At 39.7% G+C, this 16,681-nt stretch carries 21 protein-coding genes, 1 tRNA gene and 1 other annotated feature; of the genes, 20 read left to right on the top strand and 2 right to left on the bottom strand.

Annotation, left to right across the window (positions count from 1 at the left end; all coding sequences use genetic code 11):
• Positions 1 to 5: 5 nt before the first annotated feature.
• A complete protein-coding gene (locus tag FC81_RS06875) occupies positions 6 to 839 on the top strand; it encodes an NAD(P)H-dependent flavin oxidoreductase (protein WP_235804648.1) in 834 nt (277 codons plus the stop codon).
• A gap of 104 nt (positions 840 to 943) precedes the next feature.
• Here FC81_RS06875 and FC81_RS06870 read toward each other — a convergent pair whose 3' ends face one another.
• Complete coding sequence (locus FC81_RS06870; protein WP_057744734.1) at positions 944 to 1,231, bottom strand: putative quinol monooxygenase; 288 nt, start codon at positions 1,229 to 1,231, stop codon at positions 944 to 946.
• A gap of 449 nt (positions 1,232 to 1,680) precedes the next feature.
• Here FC81_RS06870 and FC81_RS06865 point away from each other — a divergent pair, with 449 nt between their 5' ends.
• The 4 genes from FC81_RS06865 (at position 1,681) to FC81_RS06850 (ending at position 5,455) form a co-directional block, all read left to right on the top strand.
• Complete coding sequence (locus FC81_RS06865; RefSeq protein WP_057744732.1) at positions 1,681 to 2,844, top strand: hydroxymethylglutaryl-CoA synthase; 1,164 nt, start codon at positions 1,681 to 1,683, stop codon at positions 2,842 to 2,844.
• 226 nt (positions 2,845 to 3,070) lie between these two features.
• A complete protein-coding gene (locus FC81_RS06860) occupies positions 3,071 to 3,964 on the top strand; it encodes a hypothetical protein (RefSeq protein WP_057744730.1) in 894 nt (297 codons plus the stop codon).
• A complete protein-coding gene (locus FC81_RS06855) occupies positions 3,957 to 4,970 on the top strand; it encodes a hypothetical protein (protein ID WP_057744727.1) in 1,014 nt (337 codons plus the stop codon). Before FC81_RS06860 ends, FC81_RS06855 begins: the two co-directional genes overlap by 8 nt.
• A 23-nt stretch (positions 4,971 to 4,993) precedes the next feature.
• The gene (locus FC81_RS06850) at positions 4,994 to 5,455 is read left to right on the top strand and encodes a hypothetical protein (protein WP_057744724.1); all 462 of its coding nucleotides are present in this window, start codon (positions 4,994 to 4,996) and stop codon (positions 5,453 to 5,455) included.
• A gap of 210 nt (positions 5,456 to 5,665) precedes the next feature.
• On the opposite strand, the gene FC81_RS10900 is transcribed toward FC81_RS06850, so the two are convergent.
• Positions 5,666 to 5,803 carry a hypothetical protein gene (locus FC81_RS10900; RefSeq protein WP_157054737.1) on the bottom strand — a complete coding sequence of 46 codons (138 nt, stop codon included), beginning with the start codon at positions 5,801 to 5,803 and terminating at the stop codon, positions 5,666 to 5,668.
• Positions 5,804 to 5,981: 178 nt separating this feature from the next.
• Here FC81_RS10900 and FC81_RS06845 point away from each other — a divergent pair.
• The 15 genes from FC81_RS06845 to recN all read left to right on the top strand — a co-directional run bounded on the left by FC81_RS06845 (position 5,982) and on the right by recN (position 16,589).
• Positions 5,982 to 6,055, top strand: a tRNA-Arg gene (locus FC81_RS06845).
• A gap of 165 nt (positions 6,056 to 6,220) precedes the next feature.
• Positions 6,221 to 6,305 (top strand) — a sequence feature (ribosomal protein L21 leader region).
• Positions 6,306 to 6,318: 13 nt separating this feature from the next.
• Complete coding sequence (rplU, locus tag FC81_RS06840) at positions 6,319 to 6,627, top strand: 50S ribosomal protein L21 (protein ID WP_057744721.1); 309 nt, start codon at positions 6,319 to 6,321, stop codon at positions 6,625 to 6,627.
• Between the two features lie 25 nt (positions 6,628 to 6,652).
• Complete coding sequence (locus FC81_RS06835) at positions 6,653 to 6,976, top strand: ribosomal-processing cysteine protease Prp (RefSeq protein ID WP_057744718.1); 324 nt, start codon at positions 6,653 to 6,655, stop codon at positions 6,974 to 6,976.
• A 21-nt stretch (positions 6,977 to 6,997) separates the two neighbouring features.
• Positions 6,998 to 7,279 (top strand): 50S ribosomal protein L27, encoded by a 282-nt coding sequence (gene rpmA, locus FC81_RS06830; protein ID WP_057744715.1) that lies wholly within the window; start codon positions 6,998 to 7,000, stop codon positions 7,277 to 7,279.
• A 94-nt stretch (positions 7,280 to 7,373) separates the two neighbouring features.
• Positions 7,374 to 8,441 (top strand): M24 family metallopeptidase, encoded by a 1,068-nt coding sequence (locus FC81_RS06825; RefSeq protein WP_057744713.1) that lies wholly within the window; start codon positions 7,374 to 7,376, stop codon positions 8,439 to 8,441.
• A gap of 124 nt (positions 8,442 to 8,565) precedes the next feature.
• Positions 8,566 to 9,123 (top strand): elongation factor P, encoded by a 558-nt coding sequence (efp, locus tag FC81_RS06820; protein WP_057744710.1) that lies wholly within the window; start codon positions 8,566 to 8,568, stop codon positions 9,121 to 9,123.
• Between the two features lie 22 nt (positions 9,124 to 9,145).
• Positions 9,146 to 9,574: an Asp23/Gls24 family envelope stress response protein gene (locus tag FC81_RS06815; protein WP_057744707.1), complete on the top strand. Its 429-nt coding sequence runs from the start codon at positions 9,146 to 9,148 to the stop codon at positions 9,572 to 9,574.
• Positions 9,574 to 10,002, top strand: coding sequence for a transcription antitermination factor NusB (gene nusB, locus FC81_RS06810; protein WP_057744705.1), 429 nt, complete (start codon positions 9,574 to 9,576; stop codon positions 10,000 to 10,002). The genes FC81_RS06815 and nusB overlap by 1 nt, the downstream gene beginning before the upstream one ends.
• 169 nt (positions 10,003 to 10,171) lie before the next feature.
• Positions 10,172 to 11,050 carry a bifunctional methylenetetrahydrofolate dehydrogenase/methenyltetrahydrofolate cyclohydrolase FolD gene (gene folD, locus FC81_RS06805; protein ID WP_057744701.1) on the top strand — a complete coding sequence of 293 codons (879 nt, stop codon included), beginning with the start codon at positions 10,172 to 10,174 and terminating at the stop codon, positions 11,048 to 11,050.
• Positions 11,022 to 12,371, top strand: a complete 1,350-nt coding sequence (gene xseA, locus FC81_RS06800; RefSeq protein ID WP_057744698.1) for an exodeoxyribonuclease VII large subunit — start codon at positions 11,022 to 11,024, stop codon at positions 12,369 to 12,371. The genes folD and xseA overlap by 29 nt, the downstream gene beginning before the upstream one ends.
• A complete protein-coding gene (locus FC81_RS06795) occupies positions 12,364 to 12,597 on the top strand; it encodes an exodeoxyribonuclease VII small subunit (protein WP_057744695.1) in 234 nt (77 codons plus the stop codon). Before xseA ends, FC81_RS06795 begins: the two co-directional genes overlap by 8 nt.
• The gene (locus FC81_RS06790) at positions 12,587 to 13,483 is read left to right on the top strand and encodes a polyprenyl synthetase family protein (protein ID WP_057744692.1); all 897 of its coding nucleotides are present in this window, start codon (positions 12,587 to 12,589) and stop codon (positions 13,481 to 13,483) included. The genes FC81_RS06795 and FC81_RS06790 overlap by 11 nt, the downstream gene beginning before the upstream one ends.
• Positions 13,480 to 14,292: a TlyA family RNA methyltransferase gene (locus FC81_RS06785; RefSeq protein ID WP_057744689.1), complete on the top strand. Its 813-nt coding sequence runs from the start codon at positions 13,480 to 13,482 to the stop codon at positions 14,290 to 14,292. Before FC81_RS06790 ends, FC81_RS06785 begins: the two co-directional genes overlap by 4 nt.
• Positions 14,293 to 14,392: 100 nt before the next feature.
• On the top strand, positions 14,393 to 14,845 hold the full coding sequence (locus tag FC81_RS06780) for an arginine repressor (RefSeq protein ID WP_057745073.1): 453 nt from the start codon (positions 14,393 to 14,395) through the stop codon (positions 14,843 to 14,845).
• Positions 14,846 to 14,894: 49 nt separating this feature from the next.
• Positions 14,895 to 16,589 (top strand): DNA repair protein RecN, encoded by a 1,695-nt coding sequence (gene recN, locus FC81_RS06775; RefSeq protein WP_057744686.1) that lies wholly within the window; start codon positions 14,895 to 14,897, stop codon positions 16,587 to 16,589.
• The last annotated feature ends 92 nt before the right edge of the window (positions 16,590 to 16,681 follow it).

Raw genomic sequence — 16,681 nt, 5'->3', positions numbered from 1 at the left:
TACCAATGTGGTATCAGGAAATAGGGCTAAAATATCCGATCTTTCAAGGAGCGATGTCATGGGTCACTACACCACGATTTGTTGCTGCAGTTTCTAATGCTGGAGGGCTAGGGATTCTTGCCAGTGGTGGTCGAACTGCGGCAAAGTTGCGTGAAATGATTCGGCAGACAAGAAAACTAACGGATCAACCTTTCGGGGTCAATGTTGTTTTGTTTGAGAAACAGGCAGCGGCTTTATGCCAAGTAATCTGCGAGGAAAAAGTAGCAGTTATTACAACTGGGGCGGGAACACCCAAGCCGTATATTGAACAGCTGAAAAGGGCGCGAGTGAAAATCTATCCAGTGGTTCCCAATCTGAAGATCGCATATAAAATGCAGAAATTGGCGGTGGATGGACTGGTTGTTGAAGGAATGGAAGCCGGCGGACATATTGGAACTGAAACACTGTTAACGCTACTGCCGCAAGTAACAGCGCATACTAAACTGCCAGTGGTCGCTGCTGGTGGTATTTATGATCATAACTCGATTGAAGCGGTTAAGTGTTTAGGAGCTCAAGGCGTCCAAGCTGGGACGATCTTTTTAGCAGCTGAGGAGTGTGAAATATCAGCCAAGTATAAGGAATTGCTTGTTGCTGCAAGTAATCCAGGAACGACTATTAAGAAGTCAGAGGCGGGAATCTTTGCTCGCGTACTCAATTTGGGAACGGCTAACAGGGCACTTTCGCTGCATGCGGCAGTTAATGAGGGAAACACGATAATTGGGGCTTTTATGGCAGGACAAGTGGCCGATCGAATCAAGCGGATCGAGTCGTTAGCGGCAATTTTTAGACGCTTGATCTAAATAAAAAATTAACAAAGAAAAAAATAAAAAGCTGCAGTAAGATGCCCAGAAATTTTTCACCCAAGGTATGCTGCAGTTTTTTTATAAATATAAAATTTTAGAAATTATTCATTATAATCCATCCGTAAAATAACAAGCGGTTTAGCAAGATATTTTTCAATCTGGTTTAAAAATCTTTGGAAATGTAGTGTTTTGTTATGATATACGACGGCGGCTTGGTCTTTCCAATGTTCAATGATCTCGTAGTCATAAGCAGCATTCATTTTTTTGAAATGCGCGTAAGAAAGATTTCCTTGTTCAGTGGCTGAGTGCTCAACTAATTCAGTTACAAATTCTTCATATTCAGCCTGTAATTCAGGTTTAACGGTTAATTCAACGTTAATTATTTTCATTACTTTTTTTCCTCCTAGGTTTGTTAATGATTTTACTAAAATGGACTTGACTGCTATCCTATGCACTATTATACCCTTATACCCTAAATTAGGGTAAACAGAAGCAGAGGTAAAAGAATGGTTTAAAGAGGCTGGTATAAAGTACAAAATCATTGGGAGTTTAATAAAAGTTTAAAAAGAAGTATTTTGCAACAAATAGCAGATGATTAAAGTTAAACTTAGATTGGATGAGGCACGTCTTAAAAGCAGCACCACATTGGAGATGAAAGTATGAGTTTTTTTAAAGGTCTATTCAATGGCCTGATTATAAGTATCTTTTTGTGGGTGTTGGTTTTTTTAATAATTGAAATGATATGAATAAGTTATTAAGGAGAAGTTTCTGAGGGGAAAGTGCCTTAGGAACTTTTTTCGTGTATGATATAGTTAAAAAAACAAAGGAGTGGAAATTTATGAAGATAGGGATCGATAAACTAGGTTTTTTCACCCCTGATCTGTATGTTGACATGGCTGAGCTGGCTCGCACTAGGCATGAAGATCCTAATAAGTACTTAATTGGAATTGGTCAGGCAAAAATGGCGGTGATCCCGCCAACACAAGATGTCGTAACAATGGCAGCCAATGCTGCTCAGCGTATTTTGACCGTTGATGATAAAGAACAGTTAGATCTGGTTATTTTTGCTACCGAATCAGGAATTGATAATTCAAAAGCGGCAGCAGTATATGTGGCACGCTTATTGGGTCTGAAATCAAATATACGGGCTTTTGAAGTTAAACAAGCCTGCTATGGAGCAACAGCTGGGCTTCAATTGGCAAGGGATCATGTTGCACTTTTTCCACGAAGCAAGGTTTTAGTTATTGGTGCTGATATTGCACGTTATGGTTTGAAAACGCCTGGAGAACCAACTCAAGGTGGTGGAGCGGTCGCACTGCTGGTTAGTGCAGATCCTCAAATTTTGGCGCTGGACAAGCAAAGTGCCTATCAAACACAGGATATCATGGATTTCTGGCGACCATTGGGACAGACGGAAGCAATGGTTGATGGTAAGTATTCTTCAAATATCTATTTAGAATTTCTTGATCATGTTTGGCAGGATTACCAACAAAAGACAGGGTTAAAGCTCGAAGATTTAGCTGCTGTCTTATTCCATTTACCGTACACTAAGCTAGGCTTAAAGGGAATACGTCAGCTGACCACTGGGGCAGAACCAGCCTTAACGTTAAGGCTAACTAAAGAATTTGAACATGCACGAACTTTTAACCGCCTTGTTGGTAATCTGTATACTGGTTCATTGTATTTGAGCCTGCTATCACTATTACAACAAAGTGAACAGCTGATAGCTGGTGATCGCTTGGGCTTATTTAGTTACGGTTCAGGTGCAGAAGCCGAGTTTTATTCTGGTATTTTGCAACCAGATTTTAAAGCTGGGCTGATGGGAGTAGATTATAGTCAGCTTTTAGCTAACCGCCAGCAAGTTAGTGTGGATAAGTATGAACACTTATTTAAGCAACAGCTATTTCATGCAGCAACCGAAGAACTTGATTATAGTAATGATCCGGCACGCTTTGTGTTAGCAGGAGTTAAAGAGTACCAGCGGCAGTATCTTGAACATTAACATTAATTGGATAAATTTCTACTGAGTCAGTGTTATTCTAGAGACAAACGGCGATATTATTGAGTTGTTTTAGAAGAGAATGCTATAATAATGTTATACATTAGTGCAATTATTTTAGAATGATAAATAACTGCTGTTGCTTTTTGGATATAAAGTGAGCCGTCCAGTGACTCTTGGACTGTTAGATGGCTTTTAAACCGGTAGTTGTTGATAAGGGGAGATAGATTTGGCGAACATACAGGATGGTGTAGTACAAAGAGAACATATACTCGCGACAACAGAATTGAAGAAGGCTGTCGCAAACAAAGCGAGATACTTGCAAACTTTAGCGGCGGCGATCCAGGAGCAAGATGATCGGTTAGTCTATCAGCTGATTGATGGTGAACGCTACTCTAAAGAAATTATGCAGGCCAAGCATGGCACTTCAGATGAGCGGAATGAACAGCTCGTTGCTGATATTTCAGATAAACTGAGCCAATATCTTAGTGGTAATTTAATTGCATATCTCCGTGAAACCTATCCCTTTTTTTACTTTGAACAGATAGGTCTGGGACAGTTTCAGTTTTATTTTGGAAATTGGTGGGACCGCCGGCTTTTTGGAACGCTCGATATCCTTAAGGTGCAATTTGATTTTAACCAAACAGAATATAAAAAGTTGGAGTTGGCCTTCCAACTCGAAGAACAGAAAAAGCGGCTTAACAGTGACAAAATAGCGGCTATCTCACAGCAAACAGATCAACTGCAGGCTTTAATTGATGCACAGAATAGTCGTGATAAAGAAAAAGAACAGGTCCGCTTGCAGTTAAAGAAATTAGCACAAGATAAAGTCTTGCCATGGGAAGCTTCGAAAGCTAAGGAAGCTAAGCAAAAACTGGTAGAACGTTTATCACTGCTAACTGATCAAGATGAAAAAGCACAGCAGGCATACAAGATTATTCGCGAGAGCGAAGAAAAAGTTTTAGCATTGTCGAAGGAAGACACGTTGATTGGCTATGAAAAGCAAAGTATTGTTGCTAAGTTTGGTAGTTTTGCGAACTTTACCGCTTGTAATGAATCACTTTACCGCAATTACATTGCAGATTTGATTGCCACAAAAGGGCGGGTGAAGATCGATGGCTGAAGATTATAAACAAAAAACAGTAACTTTTACCCCCAAGGAAATTGATAATCTTAAACCTTCTCCAGCAATACGTGAAAGTGCAGCGACCTTGAGTACAACGGGAAGGTTACTAGCGTACAACCAAGAATTAAAGGATAGTCTAAATAACGGGTTGTATTTCACGCATTTGTTAGATCAACTCGTCCAGACAGGGGAGCCACAAACCTTATTTGCGGCAGCACAAAAATTAATCAATTACCAGTTAGATAATTCATACCTAGTCTTTCCGCAGCAGTACAGCCGAGCTGACTTTTATTTGATTTTCTTAAATCGGCTACTGGAATTGCATAACAGTGAACAGGTTATTTTACAGTCCTCAGATCGAAATCACGAGTTGTATCACGAGTTTCCTGGAATTAATACACATGGTTACTTTGTATTCCAACTTGAGAAGGGGTCACCTGATGGTGCTTATTATACTGAAAAAAATTCGGGTGAAATTCTCTTTTATCTGAATTTTCGAAAGAATATCGTTCGTTTTAACAGCCGTTCAGTAGTCAAACTATTGTTAGTTGACTATTTAAAAGAACTTGAGCCCGAAGCTATTAAGGGTTTTGAAGTTTATTTGTTAAATTTAGGACGCTACCTTAAAGAAGATTATGGTTTCGATGTTGATTTTAACTTGCTAGATCCTTCCAATAGTGCTGTTTACGAACTAGCAAATCCACAATTACCGCATAGTACTATCGACCAATTATTTGTGATGGCAGCCAATGGTGGTCGAATGCTGAAAGTTGGCGAAGATAACGAAGCTATCCTGAATTTAGATAAACAGACTATAGTGACCTTGGTAGATAAAAGCAGATCTGATCATACGGCTATTTCTGAGTGGATAATTAGGGTGAACGATGGAGAGAGTCGAGTAGCTTGGTTTGATATTTTACTTCAGTATCAGTTTATTAGGGAATGGTATCTGGATAATCTAGCTGACTTAGAAGTTAGGTCTGATCTTTTGTATTTTAACTAACAATTGAAAGGGAGTTGCTTGATTTGCGCGTAAAGGAAATGATTGATGCTGCACGACATTATACGGGATTTTCGTTGGCTACCGGGCTGACAGAGGATGATAAAATTGCAGCGCTGTATCTGGAGTTAAATAATACATTAGCAATTATGGCAACTGCAGCTGCTAAGAAAGAAACCCGGGATGAATTACTCACATATTATTGTGATGTACTATATGCGTTTTGTCGGGTAGGTAATCAACGAAAATGGACGTATCTAATGCTACTGTCAGATGAGCAGACGATCCAGTTACAACAGAAATGGGCGAGTCAAGCGGTAGCTAAGCTTTTTATGATTTTACAACAGCAATTAAATAAAAGTTTTTTTGAACGACAGAATCAACCATTCTTGCATGCATGGCATTTGCTGCTTAAGTTTGGTTTGGTCGAGCTGGAGTATACACCGTCGGAGATCGAAGAGAGATATTTTACAAAATTTACTAACTAAAGAATCATGGCTAATGCCATGATGATTCAAAGTAAGCGGAGGAGACCGGATCAAAAGTTAGATCTTGATTCAGGCCTCTTTTTAGAGTACTAGTGAAAGATGTCCGTAATGAGTTGAAGTAGTAAACTGGAAAGTAAAAACTTCTACAAATAAAAAACCATGTCTTTAGACACGGTCTCTTACTTAAAACAGTTTTTTGGTGTTACTTTGTTACTTACCTAAAAGCTTATTTTGCGGAACCTCATTTTTAAAGTGTTTATAATTACTGCGAACTTTGCGTTGATTGGCATATAACTGAACAATACCCGCAAGAAGCAAAATACCGATAAGTGCTAAAAATTGTATCATCCAAATCATCCCTTTGTTAGTTTTATATTACATTTAATTTACATTATTGTCACATAGTTACAAAAACATTTCAATTATAATGCTTATTCTTTCGAATGAAAACTAAAATAAAAAACTTTTTGCAAAAAGGTTTTGACAACAAGTATCGAATTATTCTATAATACTGAGTGTTGTTCATGGCTCGGTAGCTCAGCTGGATAGAGCATCCGCCTTCTAAGCGGACGGTCGAGAGTTCGAATCTCTCCCGCGCCATATAGTAGTGATAAGGACGGGATCAAAGAAACTTTGGTTCCGTCTTTTTTTATGCTTCTTCTTAGTTACCAACATATTTTAAAGGAATTACTAAAAAGTTATTTTTAAAAAAGATTGACGATTTAGGTATTCTTTGCTATCATTTGAGTGTTGTATTTGTGTAAACCACAACTGCAACCGCACGTTTTAAGTTTAAGAGTACAAATATTGTATTTTGTACCACTACATTACGGCGAGTCTAAGATTATTAAGGAGGTGCACAAATGTACGCAATTATTGAAACAGGCGGTAAGCAATTAAAGGTAGAGGCTGGTCAAGCTATCTATGTTGAAAAACTTGCAGCAGATGCAGGTGAAAAAGTTACTTTTGATCATGTTGTTTTAGTAGGTGGAGATAAGACTGTTATCGGTAAACCATTCGTTGATGGCGCAACCGTTACAGGAACTATCGAGAAACAAGGCCGTGCTAAGAAAGTTATTACTTTCAAGTATAAGCCAAAGAAACATTCACATACCAAGCAAGGTCATCGTCAACCATATACAAAGGTTGTCATTGATGCCATCAATGCCTAGTTGTTACCGAAAGTGAGGCCTTGAGATGATAAAAGTCCGCTTTTTTAGGAGCAACCAGCAAACATCCGGCTTTGAAATAACAGGGCATGCGGATGCTGGTGAATATGGACAGGATATTGTCTGTGCGGCTGTTTCAGTTCTAACGATCAGCACGATCAACGGAATGAAAAAACTGGTGCAGATAAAGCCCAAGGTTGATGCGAATGAAGAGGAGGGTGGCTATCTTAGTGTAAAGTTGTCCCAACATGAGTTCCAAAATCATGATGCGCAACTCCTATTAGCCAATCTCGAACTTGGTTTGCAAGCTATTGTTGAAAACTATGCTAATTATATTAAGATAATCAATTGAATTAGGGAGGTGCACTTAACTATGTTAATGAACTTACAATTCTTTGCTCATAAAAAGGGTGGTGGTTCCACAGCTAACGGCCGTGATTCAGAATCTAAGCGTTTAGGCGCTAAGAGTGCTGATGGTCAAGTTGTTACAGGTGGTTCCATCCTTTACCGTCAACGCGGGACACGTATCTATCCGGGTACAAACGTTGGTTTGGGTGGTGACGACACATTGTTTGCTAAAGTTAGCGGCGTTGTTCGTTTCGAACGTAAGGGTCGTGACAAGAAGCAAGTGTCGGTTTACCCAGTAGCTGAATAATAAAAGATATTTTACAATAAGACCAATGCGGGACGAACTGTTTTGTATTGGTCTTTTTTGTTTTCCATGGATCTTTTTTTGAGGAGAGATTTGTATGCTCAATGAACGTGTTACCAGATTATTGGCTCGAATGGACCAAATGAGTTTGGACGCCTTCTTGGTTACAAAACCGGTTAACATCCGCTATCTCAGTGGCTTTACAGGTGATGCTGGAATACTGCTGATTACTGAACAAGCAGGGTACTTGCTGACGGACAGCCGTTTTGAGCAGCAGGCTCAAGATGAACTGACTGGTTGGGAAACTATTATTACACATGATTGCTTGAAAAAAGCATGTCAATTGGCAGAACAATTACGGTTAGTGGCATTAGGTTTCGAGGATTCATTGTCATATCGTCAGTACGACTATCTTGATGAAAATGCCATGTGTGATATTGTTCCACTAGCTGATGTTGTTGAAGAGTTGCGTTCGATTAAAGAGCCGATAGAGATTGAGAAGATAAGAAAAGCGGGTAAACTGGCGGGTAAATGTTATCAAGTGCTGTTAAGAAAAGTACAGCCAGGTTACACAGAACTTGATTTGGCAAACTGGGTCGATGGGTATATGAGACAACATGGTGCTAGCGCAAGTTCCTTTCCAACGATTATTGCTGGTGGAGAGAAGACAGCGCAGCCACATGCTGCAGCTACAGCGAGAAAAATAACATCTAATGAATTACTATTATTAGATTTTGGCTATTACTATCAAGGTTATACCACAGATGTTAGTCGAACTTTTGCAATAGGCCCCCAATCATCTAAGGTTAAGGAAATTTATGCAGTAGTTCTGGAAGCACAGCGAAGAACAATGATGGCGATCCAACCAGGAATAGCTGTACAGGAGCTTGACCATATTGGACGGTCGTATATTGAGAGCTGCGGTTACGGGGCCTTCTTTAATCACGGGATGGGGCATGGTATTGGCCTGGAGATTCATGAGTTGCCTAATATTGGTAATGGCTTTACAGCTAAATTGCAAGTTGGGCAAGTTGTGACAGTTGAACCAGGGATCTATCTTCCAGGTACAGGTGGTGTTCGGCTGGAAGATGATATTTTAGTTACGAAAGATGGCCATGAAATACTCACAGATTTTGAACGTGACTACCATGAGCTGAAAGGATAGACTTGCATTTTAAGGGCTTTTATTGATATTATTAACTGTAATCAACTTAAGCTGAAAGAAGACAATTAAGACTTTTCTCTTATAAAGAGAGATTTATAATTTAGAGATTTGCAGGAGGAATAACATGATTTCAGTAAACGAATTCAAAAATGGGCTGACCATTGAAGTTAATGGTGCCCTTTGGCGTGTGGTTGAATTTCAACACGTTAAACCGGGAAAGGGCAGTGCTTTTGTTCGCTCAAAGCTTAAAAATTTGCGCACCGGTGCGGTTCAGGAAAAGACATTCCGTGCGGGTGAAAAAGTTGAACGGGCCCAAATTGACAACCGCAAGATGCAGTATCTCTATGCCGATGGCGCTAGTTATGTTTTCATGGATACAACAACTTATGAGCAATTAGAATTGCCCGGTGAAAGAATTAAGAGTGAATTAAATTATCTGAAGGAAAACATGTTGGTTAATATTATAATGTATGGCAATGAAACTTTAGGGATCGAATTACCTAACACTGTTCAACTGTCTGTCAGTGCGACAGAACCAGGAATAAAAGGTGATACATCTTCTGGCGGTTCAAAACCAGCAACACTGGAAACTGGGCTGATTGTTCAGGTACCATTTTTCGTCAATGAAGGCGATGCTTTGATTATTAATACACAAGATGGAAGTTATGTTTCCCGTGCCTAAAGTTTAAAGGAGGTACTGTTGGATGGCTGAGAATAAGAGTATTATTTTAACAAGTCAAAAACCCATTCTGGGACAGATCGAAGTTGCACCCGAGGTGATTGAAATTATTGCGGGAATTGCGGCTAATCAAGTAAAAGGTGTCTATTCTATGCGAGGTTCGCTGGCTAATAGTCTGAATGAATTGTTTGGACGTAAAAGTCGTGGTAAGGGAATTAAGCTAGAACAGGACGGTGCTAATCTAGGGATAGAAATCTATGTTTTCCTCAACTACGGTGTCTCTGTGCCTAAGGTTGCACTAGATATTCAAGAGAAAGTGAAACAGCAATTATTCTTTATGACAGGACTAGAACTGAAAACAGTTGATGTCTATGTTCAGGGTGTGGTTCCTAAGAAACATGTTCAAGATATCAACCCCAATGATTTATTTGCTGAAGAAAATGGTGACAAGTAGTGAGTATAACAAGACATACTATTCGTCGGATTGCTTTTCAAATACTTTATGCTGTTGAGAGCAATCCAGAAACAGATATTAACGAACTTTACGCCCAGATTCAAAATGATGAATCACATGCCGACCTGGAAATGCCATCGTATTTAACTTCGCTGGTCACAGGGGTAATGACTCAAAAAGAAGAACTTGATCAAACGATTACTGCGCATTTAAGCAGCAAATGGAGTATCAAGCGTCTTAATAAGACTGATTTGCTTATTTTACGGATTGCGGTATACGAAGCAAAATTTGCTGCAGAAGTACCGACAAAGGTTGCGGTTAACGAAGCATTACAGTTAGCAAAGGAATTTAGTGATGAGAAGTCCCGTCGATTCATCAATGGGGTTTTATCTAACTTGATAACTGAACAAAGCAGCAAGCTGGAATAAGCGGCAGAATTAATTAGCATGCTGATGAATGAATAAGCGGTTAAGGCGCTCAAGATGATAGCCTTAGCCGCTTATTTCAGCTGGCTAGATAACTGGCAGCTGGGTCTATAGAAACAAAAGAAGATATGCTAGAATAAACTATAAGCAAAAAATGATAAGGGTGAACTTAATGGTAGCAAAATTACTGGATGGAAAAAAGTTAGCTATGGAAATACGCACACACTTAAAACAACGGGTGCAGGAATTAAAACAAAAAGGGGTTACCCCCAAATTAGTTGTGATCCTGGTAGGCAATGATAGTGCTAGCCGGATTTATGTGCGCAATAAGCACCGAGCTGCCCAAAAAATTGGGATCGAAACGAAAGATATTGAGCTCCCACAAGAAATCACGGAGAATGAACTACTGGCATACGTCAAAAAGTATAATGAAGATGATTCAGTACACGGAATACTGGTCCAACTACCGTTACCAGCACAAATAAATGCAGAGAAGATAACTCATGCAATTGCCCCAGCTAAGGACGTTGATGGTTTTCATCCGGTTAACATCGGACATTTATTTATGAATGATCCCCATGCGTTACCATGTACACCACACGGGATTATGCAGTTTTTTAAGAAATATAATATTTCGCTGATGGGTAAACATGCAGTTATCGTTGGACGTAGTAACATTGTTGGGCGACCAATGGCAGCAATGATGCTTAATAATGATGCAACGGTTACGATCACGCATAGTAAGACGAAGAATCTGTCGGAATTAACACGTCAAGCTGATATTTTAATTGCAGCTATCGGACAAGCAGAGTTTATTAAAAAAACGGATGTTAAGCCGGGGGCAGTTGTGATTGATGTAGGGATGAACCGTAATGATAAAGGTAAACTCGTAGGCGATGTTGATCAAAAAGAGGTTGCTGAAGTTGCTTCTTATCTGACGCCAGTTCCTGGGGGAGTTGGACCGATGACGATTGCAATGCTGATGGAGCAAACGGTTAAATTTGCGGAACGAGGTGTTCAAAATGTCGACGGAGAAGTATCTAACGGTTAGTGCCTTAACTAAATATTTAAAACGCAAGTTTGATGCAGATCCTTATTTAGGAAGAGTTTATTTAACGGGTGAGATTTCAAATTTCCGTATGCGTCCGCGTGCACACCAGTATTTTAGCTTGAAAGATGAACATGCTAAGATTAGTACAATTATGTTCCGTTCAGCTTTTGAAAAAGTTAAGTTTCGTCCTGAAGAAGGGATGAAGGTTTTAGTCGTTGGACGAATTTCGCTTTATGAAGCAACAGGTAATTATCAGATTTATGTGGAAAAGATGGAACCTGACGGTGTGGGAGCGCTCTATCAAGCCTATGAACAGCTAAAGAAAAAACTGTCAGCAGAAGGCTTGTTTTCTGCTCCTAAGAAGAGTCTGCCGCTTTTTCCACAACGAATAGCAGTTATTACAAGCCCTTCAGGCGCTGTAATTAAAGATATTATGACAACAGTTAGACGACGTTATCCAATTGCACAACTAGTCTTATTTCCAACATTAGTTCAAGGTGAAAGTGCGGCAGCAGATATTGTTGAGAAGATCCAATGGGTTGAGCAACTCAGTAGTTTTGATACATTGATAATAGGACGTGGTGGCGGCTCAATCGAAGATCTTTGGCCTTTTAACGAAGAAATAGTGGCAAGGGCTATTTATGACTGCCAACTACCAGTTATTTCCTCTGTAGGACATGAGACGGATACAACGATTGCGGATTTAGTAGCTGATGTTAGAGCGGCAACACCAACAGCCGCGGCTGAATTGGCAGTACCTGTTCTCAGTGATGAATTACTAAAAATCAACCAGCTACGCGTCCGACTTTATCAAGCTTTTAAGGCAGATCTAAAACTAAAAAAGCAAAGGCTGGGCAAGTTGCGTGCCTCTTACGTCTTTCAACAGCCACAAAGGCTTTACGAAGGCTACTTACAAAAACTTGATTATTTAGCTAAACGGGCTGAACGTGCCACACAAGTTATTTTTACCCAAAATGAACATCAGTTAATACGTCGACAAAATCGTTTACGTGAAGTTGCTCCGCTTGAACGTGTCCGGCTGAATGCCCGTAACGTGGAGTATCTAAAAGCACGATTGAATAAAGCGGGTATAGATTGTTTGGGACAAAAGAGGCAGCAGGTCCAGACAGCCATTGTTAATCTGGATATGCTAAGTCCACTTAAGATTATGACTCGCGGTTACAGTTATATTGCTCAGGATGAACATGTTGTTAAGTCAGTCAGACAGCTGACGGCTGGAGAAAAAGTTGCAATTCACTTTATAGATGGAAAAGCAACAGCTGAAATTAAGAATATTGAGGAGAATAGAACCAATGACTGAAAAACCAACCTTTGAAGATAATTTAAATGAATTGGAAGAAATTGTACAGAAGTTGGAACAAGGTGATATTCCACTGGAAAAATCACTTGATAAGTTTCAGCGAGGAATGGAGCTTAGCAAGCAATTACAAGCTAAACTTGCAAATGCAGAAAAAACTTTGACTAAAGTAATGGACCAGAACGGAAATGAAGAAACCTTCGAGCGTGATGATTCTAATGAAGAATAAGTTAGAGCTTTTTCAAAGGCAGCACTTGCCAGTTCTTAACCGCTATCTGGAAAAGTACTTAACAAAACTTGAGGGTGAGCAAACACTTAAGGATGCTATGCTCTATTCAGTTGCTGCCGGAGGCAAAAGAATTAGACCCCTGTTGATTATGGCTATTTGTAGTGAGGCCGATCAGCAGATAGATACCAATGTTTATGCAGTTGCTAGCAGTCTCGAATTGCTGCATACATATTCATTAATCCATGATGATCTGCCAGAAATGGATAATGATGATTTACGGCGGGGACGTCTGACAAACCATAAGAAGTTTGGACAGGCAATTGCTGTTTTAGCAGGTGACGGGTTATTGACGACTGCTTTTGAGTGTTTAGGAAAAACAACTTTATCAAGTAATGTCAAAGTACGTCTAATGACAGCATTAGCTGAGGCAGCCGGACCACAAGGAATGGTTAGCGGTCAAACAGCGGATATTGAAGGCGAACACAAACGGCTCTCCCTTGCACAATTACAACAGCTTCATCAGCATAAAACAGGGGCGTTGATTAATTATGCCTGTTATGCCGGTTGTGTTCTAGGTGATTTGTCAGCAGAAAAGCAGGAACAGGTCCAACGCTTTGGTGCTACCTTTGGATTAGCTTTTCAAATCTATGATGATATTTTAGATGTTGTTGCAACGGAAGATCAGCTGGGTAAAGCTGTACATAAGGATCAGTCTGAGCATAAGAATACGTACCCGGGGTTAGTTGGACTTGATGGAGCTTATCAGCACTTAGATGCGGCTTTACAACAGGCGTTAACTAGTTTGAACATTCTAAAAGAAATGGGAATGAGTACAGAACTATTGAACGGTTTCTTAGATTATTTTATGAGAAGGAAGAAGAAATGAAAAAGGAACGTGTCGATGTTTTATTAGTTAAGCAAGGCTTATTTGCAACCCGTGAACAAGCCAAAAGAGCAGTTATGGCAGGTGAGATCCTTGGTCAAAATGAAGAAAGGCTTGATAAGCCTGGCGTAAAGATCCCAGAAATAACTAAACTGCATTTTAAGGGGACCAAGATGCCTTTTGTCAGCCGGGGTGGTTTCAAACTGGATAAAGCACTAAAAGTTTTTGCATTAACGACTCAGGATAAAATTGTGCTGGATATTGGTTCTTCAACAGGTGGTTTTACTGATGTAGCTTTGCAAAATGGAGCACGATTGAGTTACGCTCTAGATGTTGGAACTAATCAGTTGGCTTGGAAGATACGGCAAGATCCACGTGTGGTTGTGATGGAAAACACAAATTTTCGCTACAGTAAATTAGCTGATTTTACAGTGGGGCAGCCTAATTTTGCGACAATTGATGTTTCGTTTATCTCGCTGGAACTGATTCTGCCGCCGTTACATGCAATTTTACCAGTGGGTGGGGACGTTGTAGCGTTGATCAAACCACAATTTGAAGCAGGCAAAGCGAATGTGGGTAAACACGGAATTGTACGAGATAAAAAAGTGCATAAAGATGTTTTGCAAAAAATTTTGAATTTTGCGGTTGCTAATGGGTACAATGTTTGCGGACTAGACTTTTCACCAATTACTGGCGGTGAAGGCAATATTGAATTTATAGTTCACTTACGTAGTACTGACCAGCAAGCTCAGCTGATGCCAAATGTAGATGTTGAAAATGTTCTTACAGCTGCTTATGCAGTCTTAAAATAAAAAGTTAGTCCTTTCAGAAAGCAGCAATTTTTAATCTTAATAGAAGATAAGCTATGATTAAGGATAAATGCGAATATTATCTTAGAGGTTGGTGATGACGGTGCGAAAGCAGGAGAGACAAAAAGCAATAAAGACACTAATACAGCAGAATGATATTGATAGGCAAGAAGATATCGTTAGGTTGTTAGGTGAACAGGGAATAGAAGTTACACAGGCAACGATTTCGCGTGATATTAAAGATATGCAGCTAATTAAACTACCTTCGCCAGAGGGAAGTTATCATTACAGTATGCCAGCAGAAAAAAAGATGGATGCAGAAAAAAAATTACGGCATACATTACGAGATGCTTATATTTCCTCGCGAATTCAAAATGAGTTCTTTTTAATCAAAGTTCTGCCTGGGAACGGACCTGTTGTTGCAAGCTTGATCGATCAACTTAAACGCGAATTTATTTTTGGTGCAATTGGTGATGACGACACCGTGCTGGTAATTTCAACCTCAGCTGCTAAAGCACTTGATACACAACAATGGTTATTAGGCTTAACAGAGTAGGGGTTAACAGCTAAGTATAATTATTTATAGAAGCTAAAGGGATGATCCGATGTTACAAGAACTCATAATTAGAGATTTTGCGATTATTGAAAAAATGGATATTGATTTTCAGGCGGGGATGACTGTACTGACCGGTGAAACAGGGGCCGGTAAGTCAATTGTAATCGATGCGTTGGGGCTGTTAGCAGGTGGTCGCGGTTCGCAGGAGTTTATTCGTAAAGGCGCGAGCAAGTCAATGTTACAGGGCTTATTCAGTTTAACGTCAGACGAGCAATTAAAGAGTCTTCTTTGTGAGCTGGGGATCAGTTATGCAGATGACGGTTTGATCTTGCAGCGGGACCTTTACCGTAGTGGACGTAGTGTCTGTCGTGTTAATGGGATACTAGTAAATTTAGCAGTTCTTAGGCAGATTGGTGAGAGGCTGATTGACATTCATGGTCAAAATGAGCATCAGGAATTAATGAAGACAGAAAGGCATATCGGGCTGTTGGATGAGTATATTCCAGGCTTTAAGATACTGAAAAAACGTTATTTAGCAGCTTTTCAAAAGTATAATAGTTTAAAAGCAGCGCTACAAAAACGCGAAGCTAATGAAAAGGAATGGGCACAACGGCTAGATATGTTGAAGTTTCAGGTAAATGAAATCAGCGAAGCCCATTTGAAAACAGGTGAAGAAGAACAGCTGAGCAGCGAAAAAAATAAATTAGAAAATTATCAGACGATTCGTAGTGCGTTGCTGAGAAGTTATCAGTTATTATCAGGAGAAACAACAGATACATTAGGGCAAATTGGTGGGGCGATGGAAGAATTGAATAATATTGCTTCATATTCTGATAAGCTACGAGCTATTAGTGAAGGTTTCGCCAATGCTTTTTATGCGCTTCAAGATGCTGCACACGAAATCTCAGGTGAATTGGATATGATGGAGTGGGACGAAGACCGTTTAAATGAACTCGTCCAACGTTTAGAGTTAATTCATCAGTTGGAGCATAAGTATGGCGACTCAATTACTCAAGTACTGAGTTATCAACAAAAGATTACGAGTGAATTGACTGAGATGCGAAAAACAGAAGATAACGGTGAACAACAAAAAGAAGCTGTTCAACAAGCTTTAGCAGTGGCACGAAAATTAGCAGATGAACTTTCAAGCAAGCGACATAAAGCAGCAAAAAGATTACAAAAGGATGTCCATCGTCAACTAAAAGAACTTTTTATGGATAAAGCTCTATTTGAAGTTAAGTTTAAAAGCTCTAAGCTTGACCTCGGTCGCAATGGAATTGATGAAGTTGAGTTTTATATTCAGACTAATCCAGGTGAGGCAATGGGGCCATTAGCTAAGATTGCCTCAGGGGGTGAGTTATCACGGATTATGCTAGCTTTAAAGACGATTTTTGCGAAAACGCAGGGTGTTACTAGTATTATTTTTGATGAAGTTGATACGGGGGTCAGTGGGCGTGTTGCACAGGCAATAGCTGAAAAAATAAGCCAGGTAGCGGCACATTCACAGGTCCTTTGTATTACACATCTTCCCCAAGTGGCAGCAATCAGCGATCAGCATTACTTTCTTTCTAAAAAAACTGTGGGTGGTCGGACTGAAACAGCTATTAAGAAACTTACTATCTCCGAACGTGTAAATGAGTTAGCACGAATGTTAGCAGGAACAACGATTACTAAGTTGACCCTTGAACATGCTAATGAATTATTAGAGATGGCAGATGATCTTAAAGCCAAACACACCAATTAAAGAGAAATAAAAAGGGACCACAATAAGAGTTACAATTAGCTGTTAGGTAAGTGTAACCTCTCTGCGGTCCAAATTTGTGTGACTAAATATTA

It is taken from the genome of Liquorilactobacillus capillatus DSM 19910 (assembly GCF_001434915.1).
Taxonomy (GTDB): Bacteria; Bacillota; Bacilli; order Lactobacillales; family Lactobacillaceae; genus Liquorilactobacillus; species Liquorilactobacillus capillatus.
This window is presented reverse-complemented; position numbering and strand designations above follow the sequence as displayed.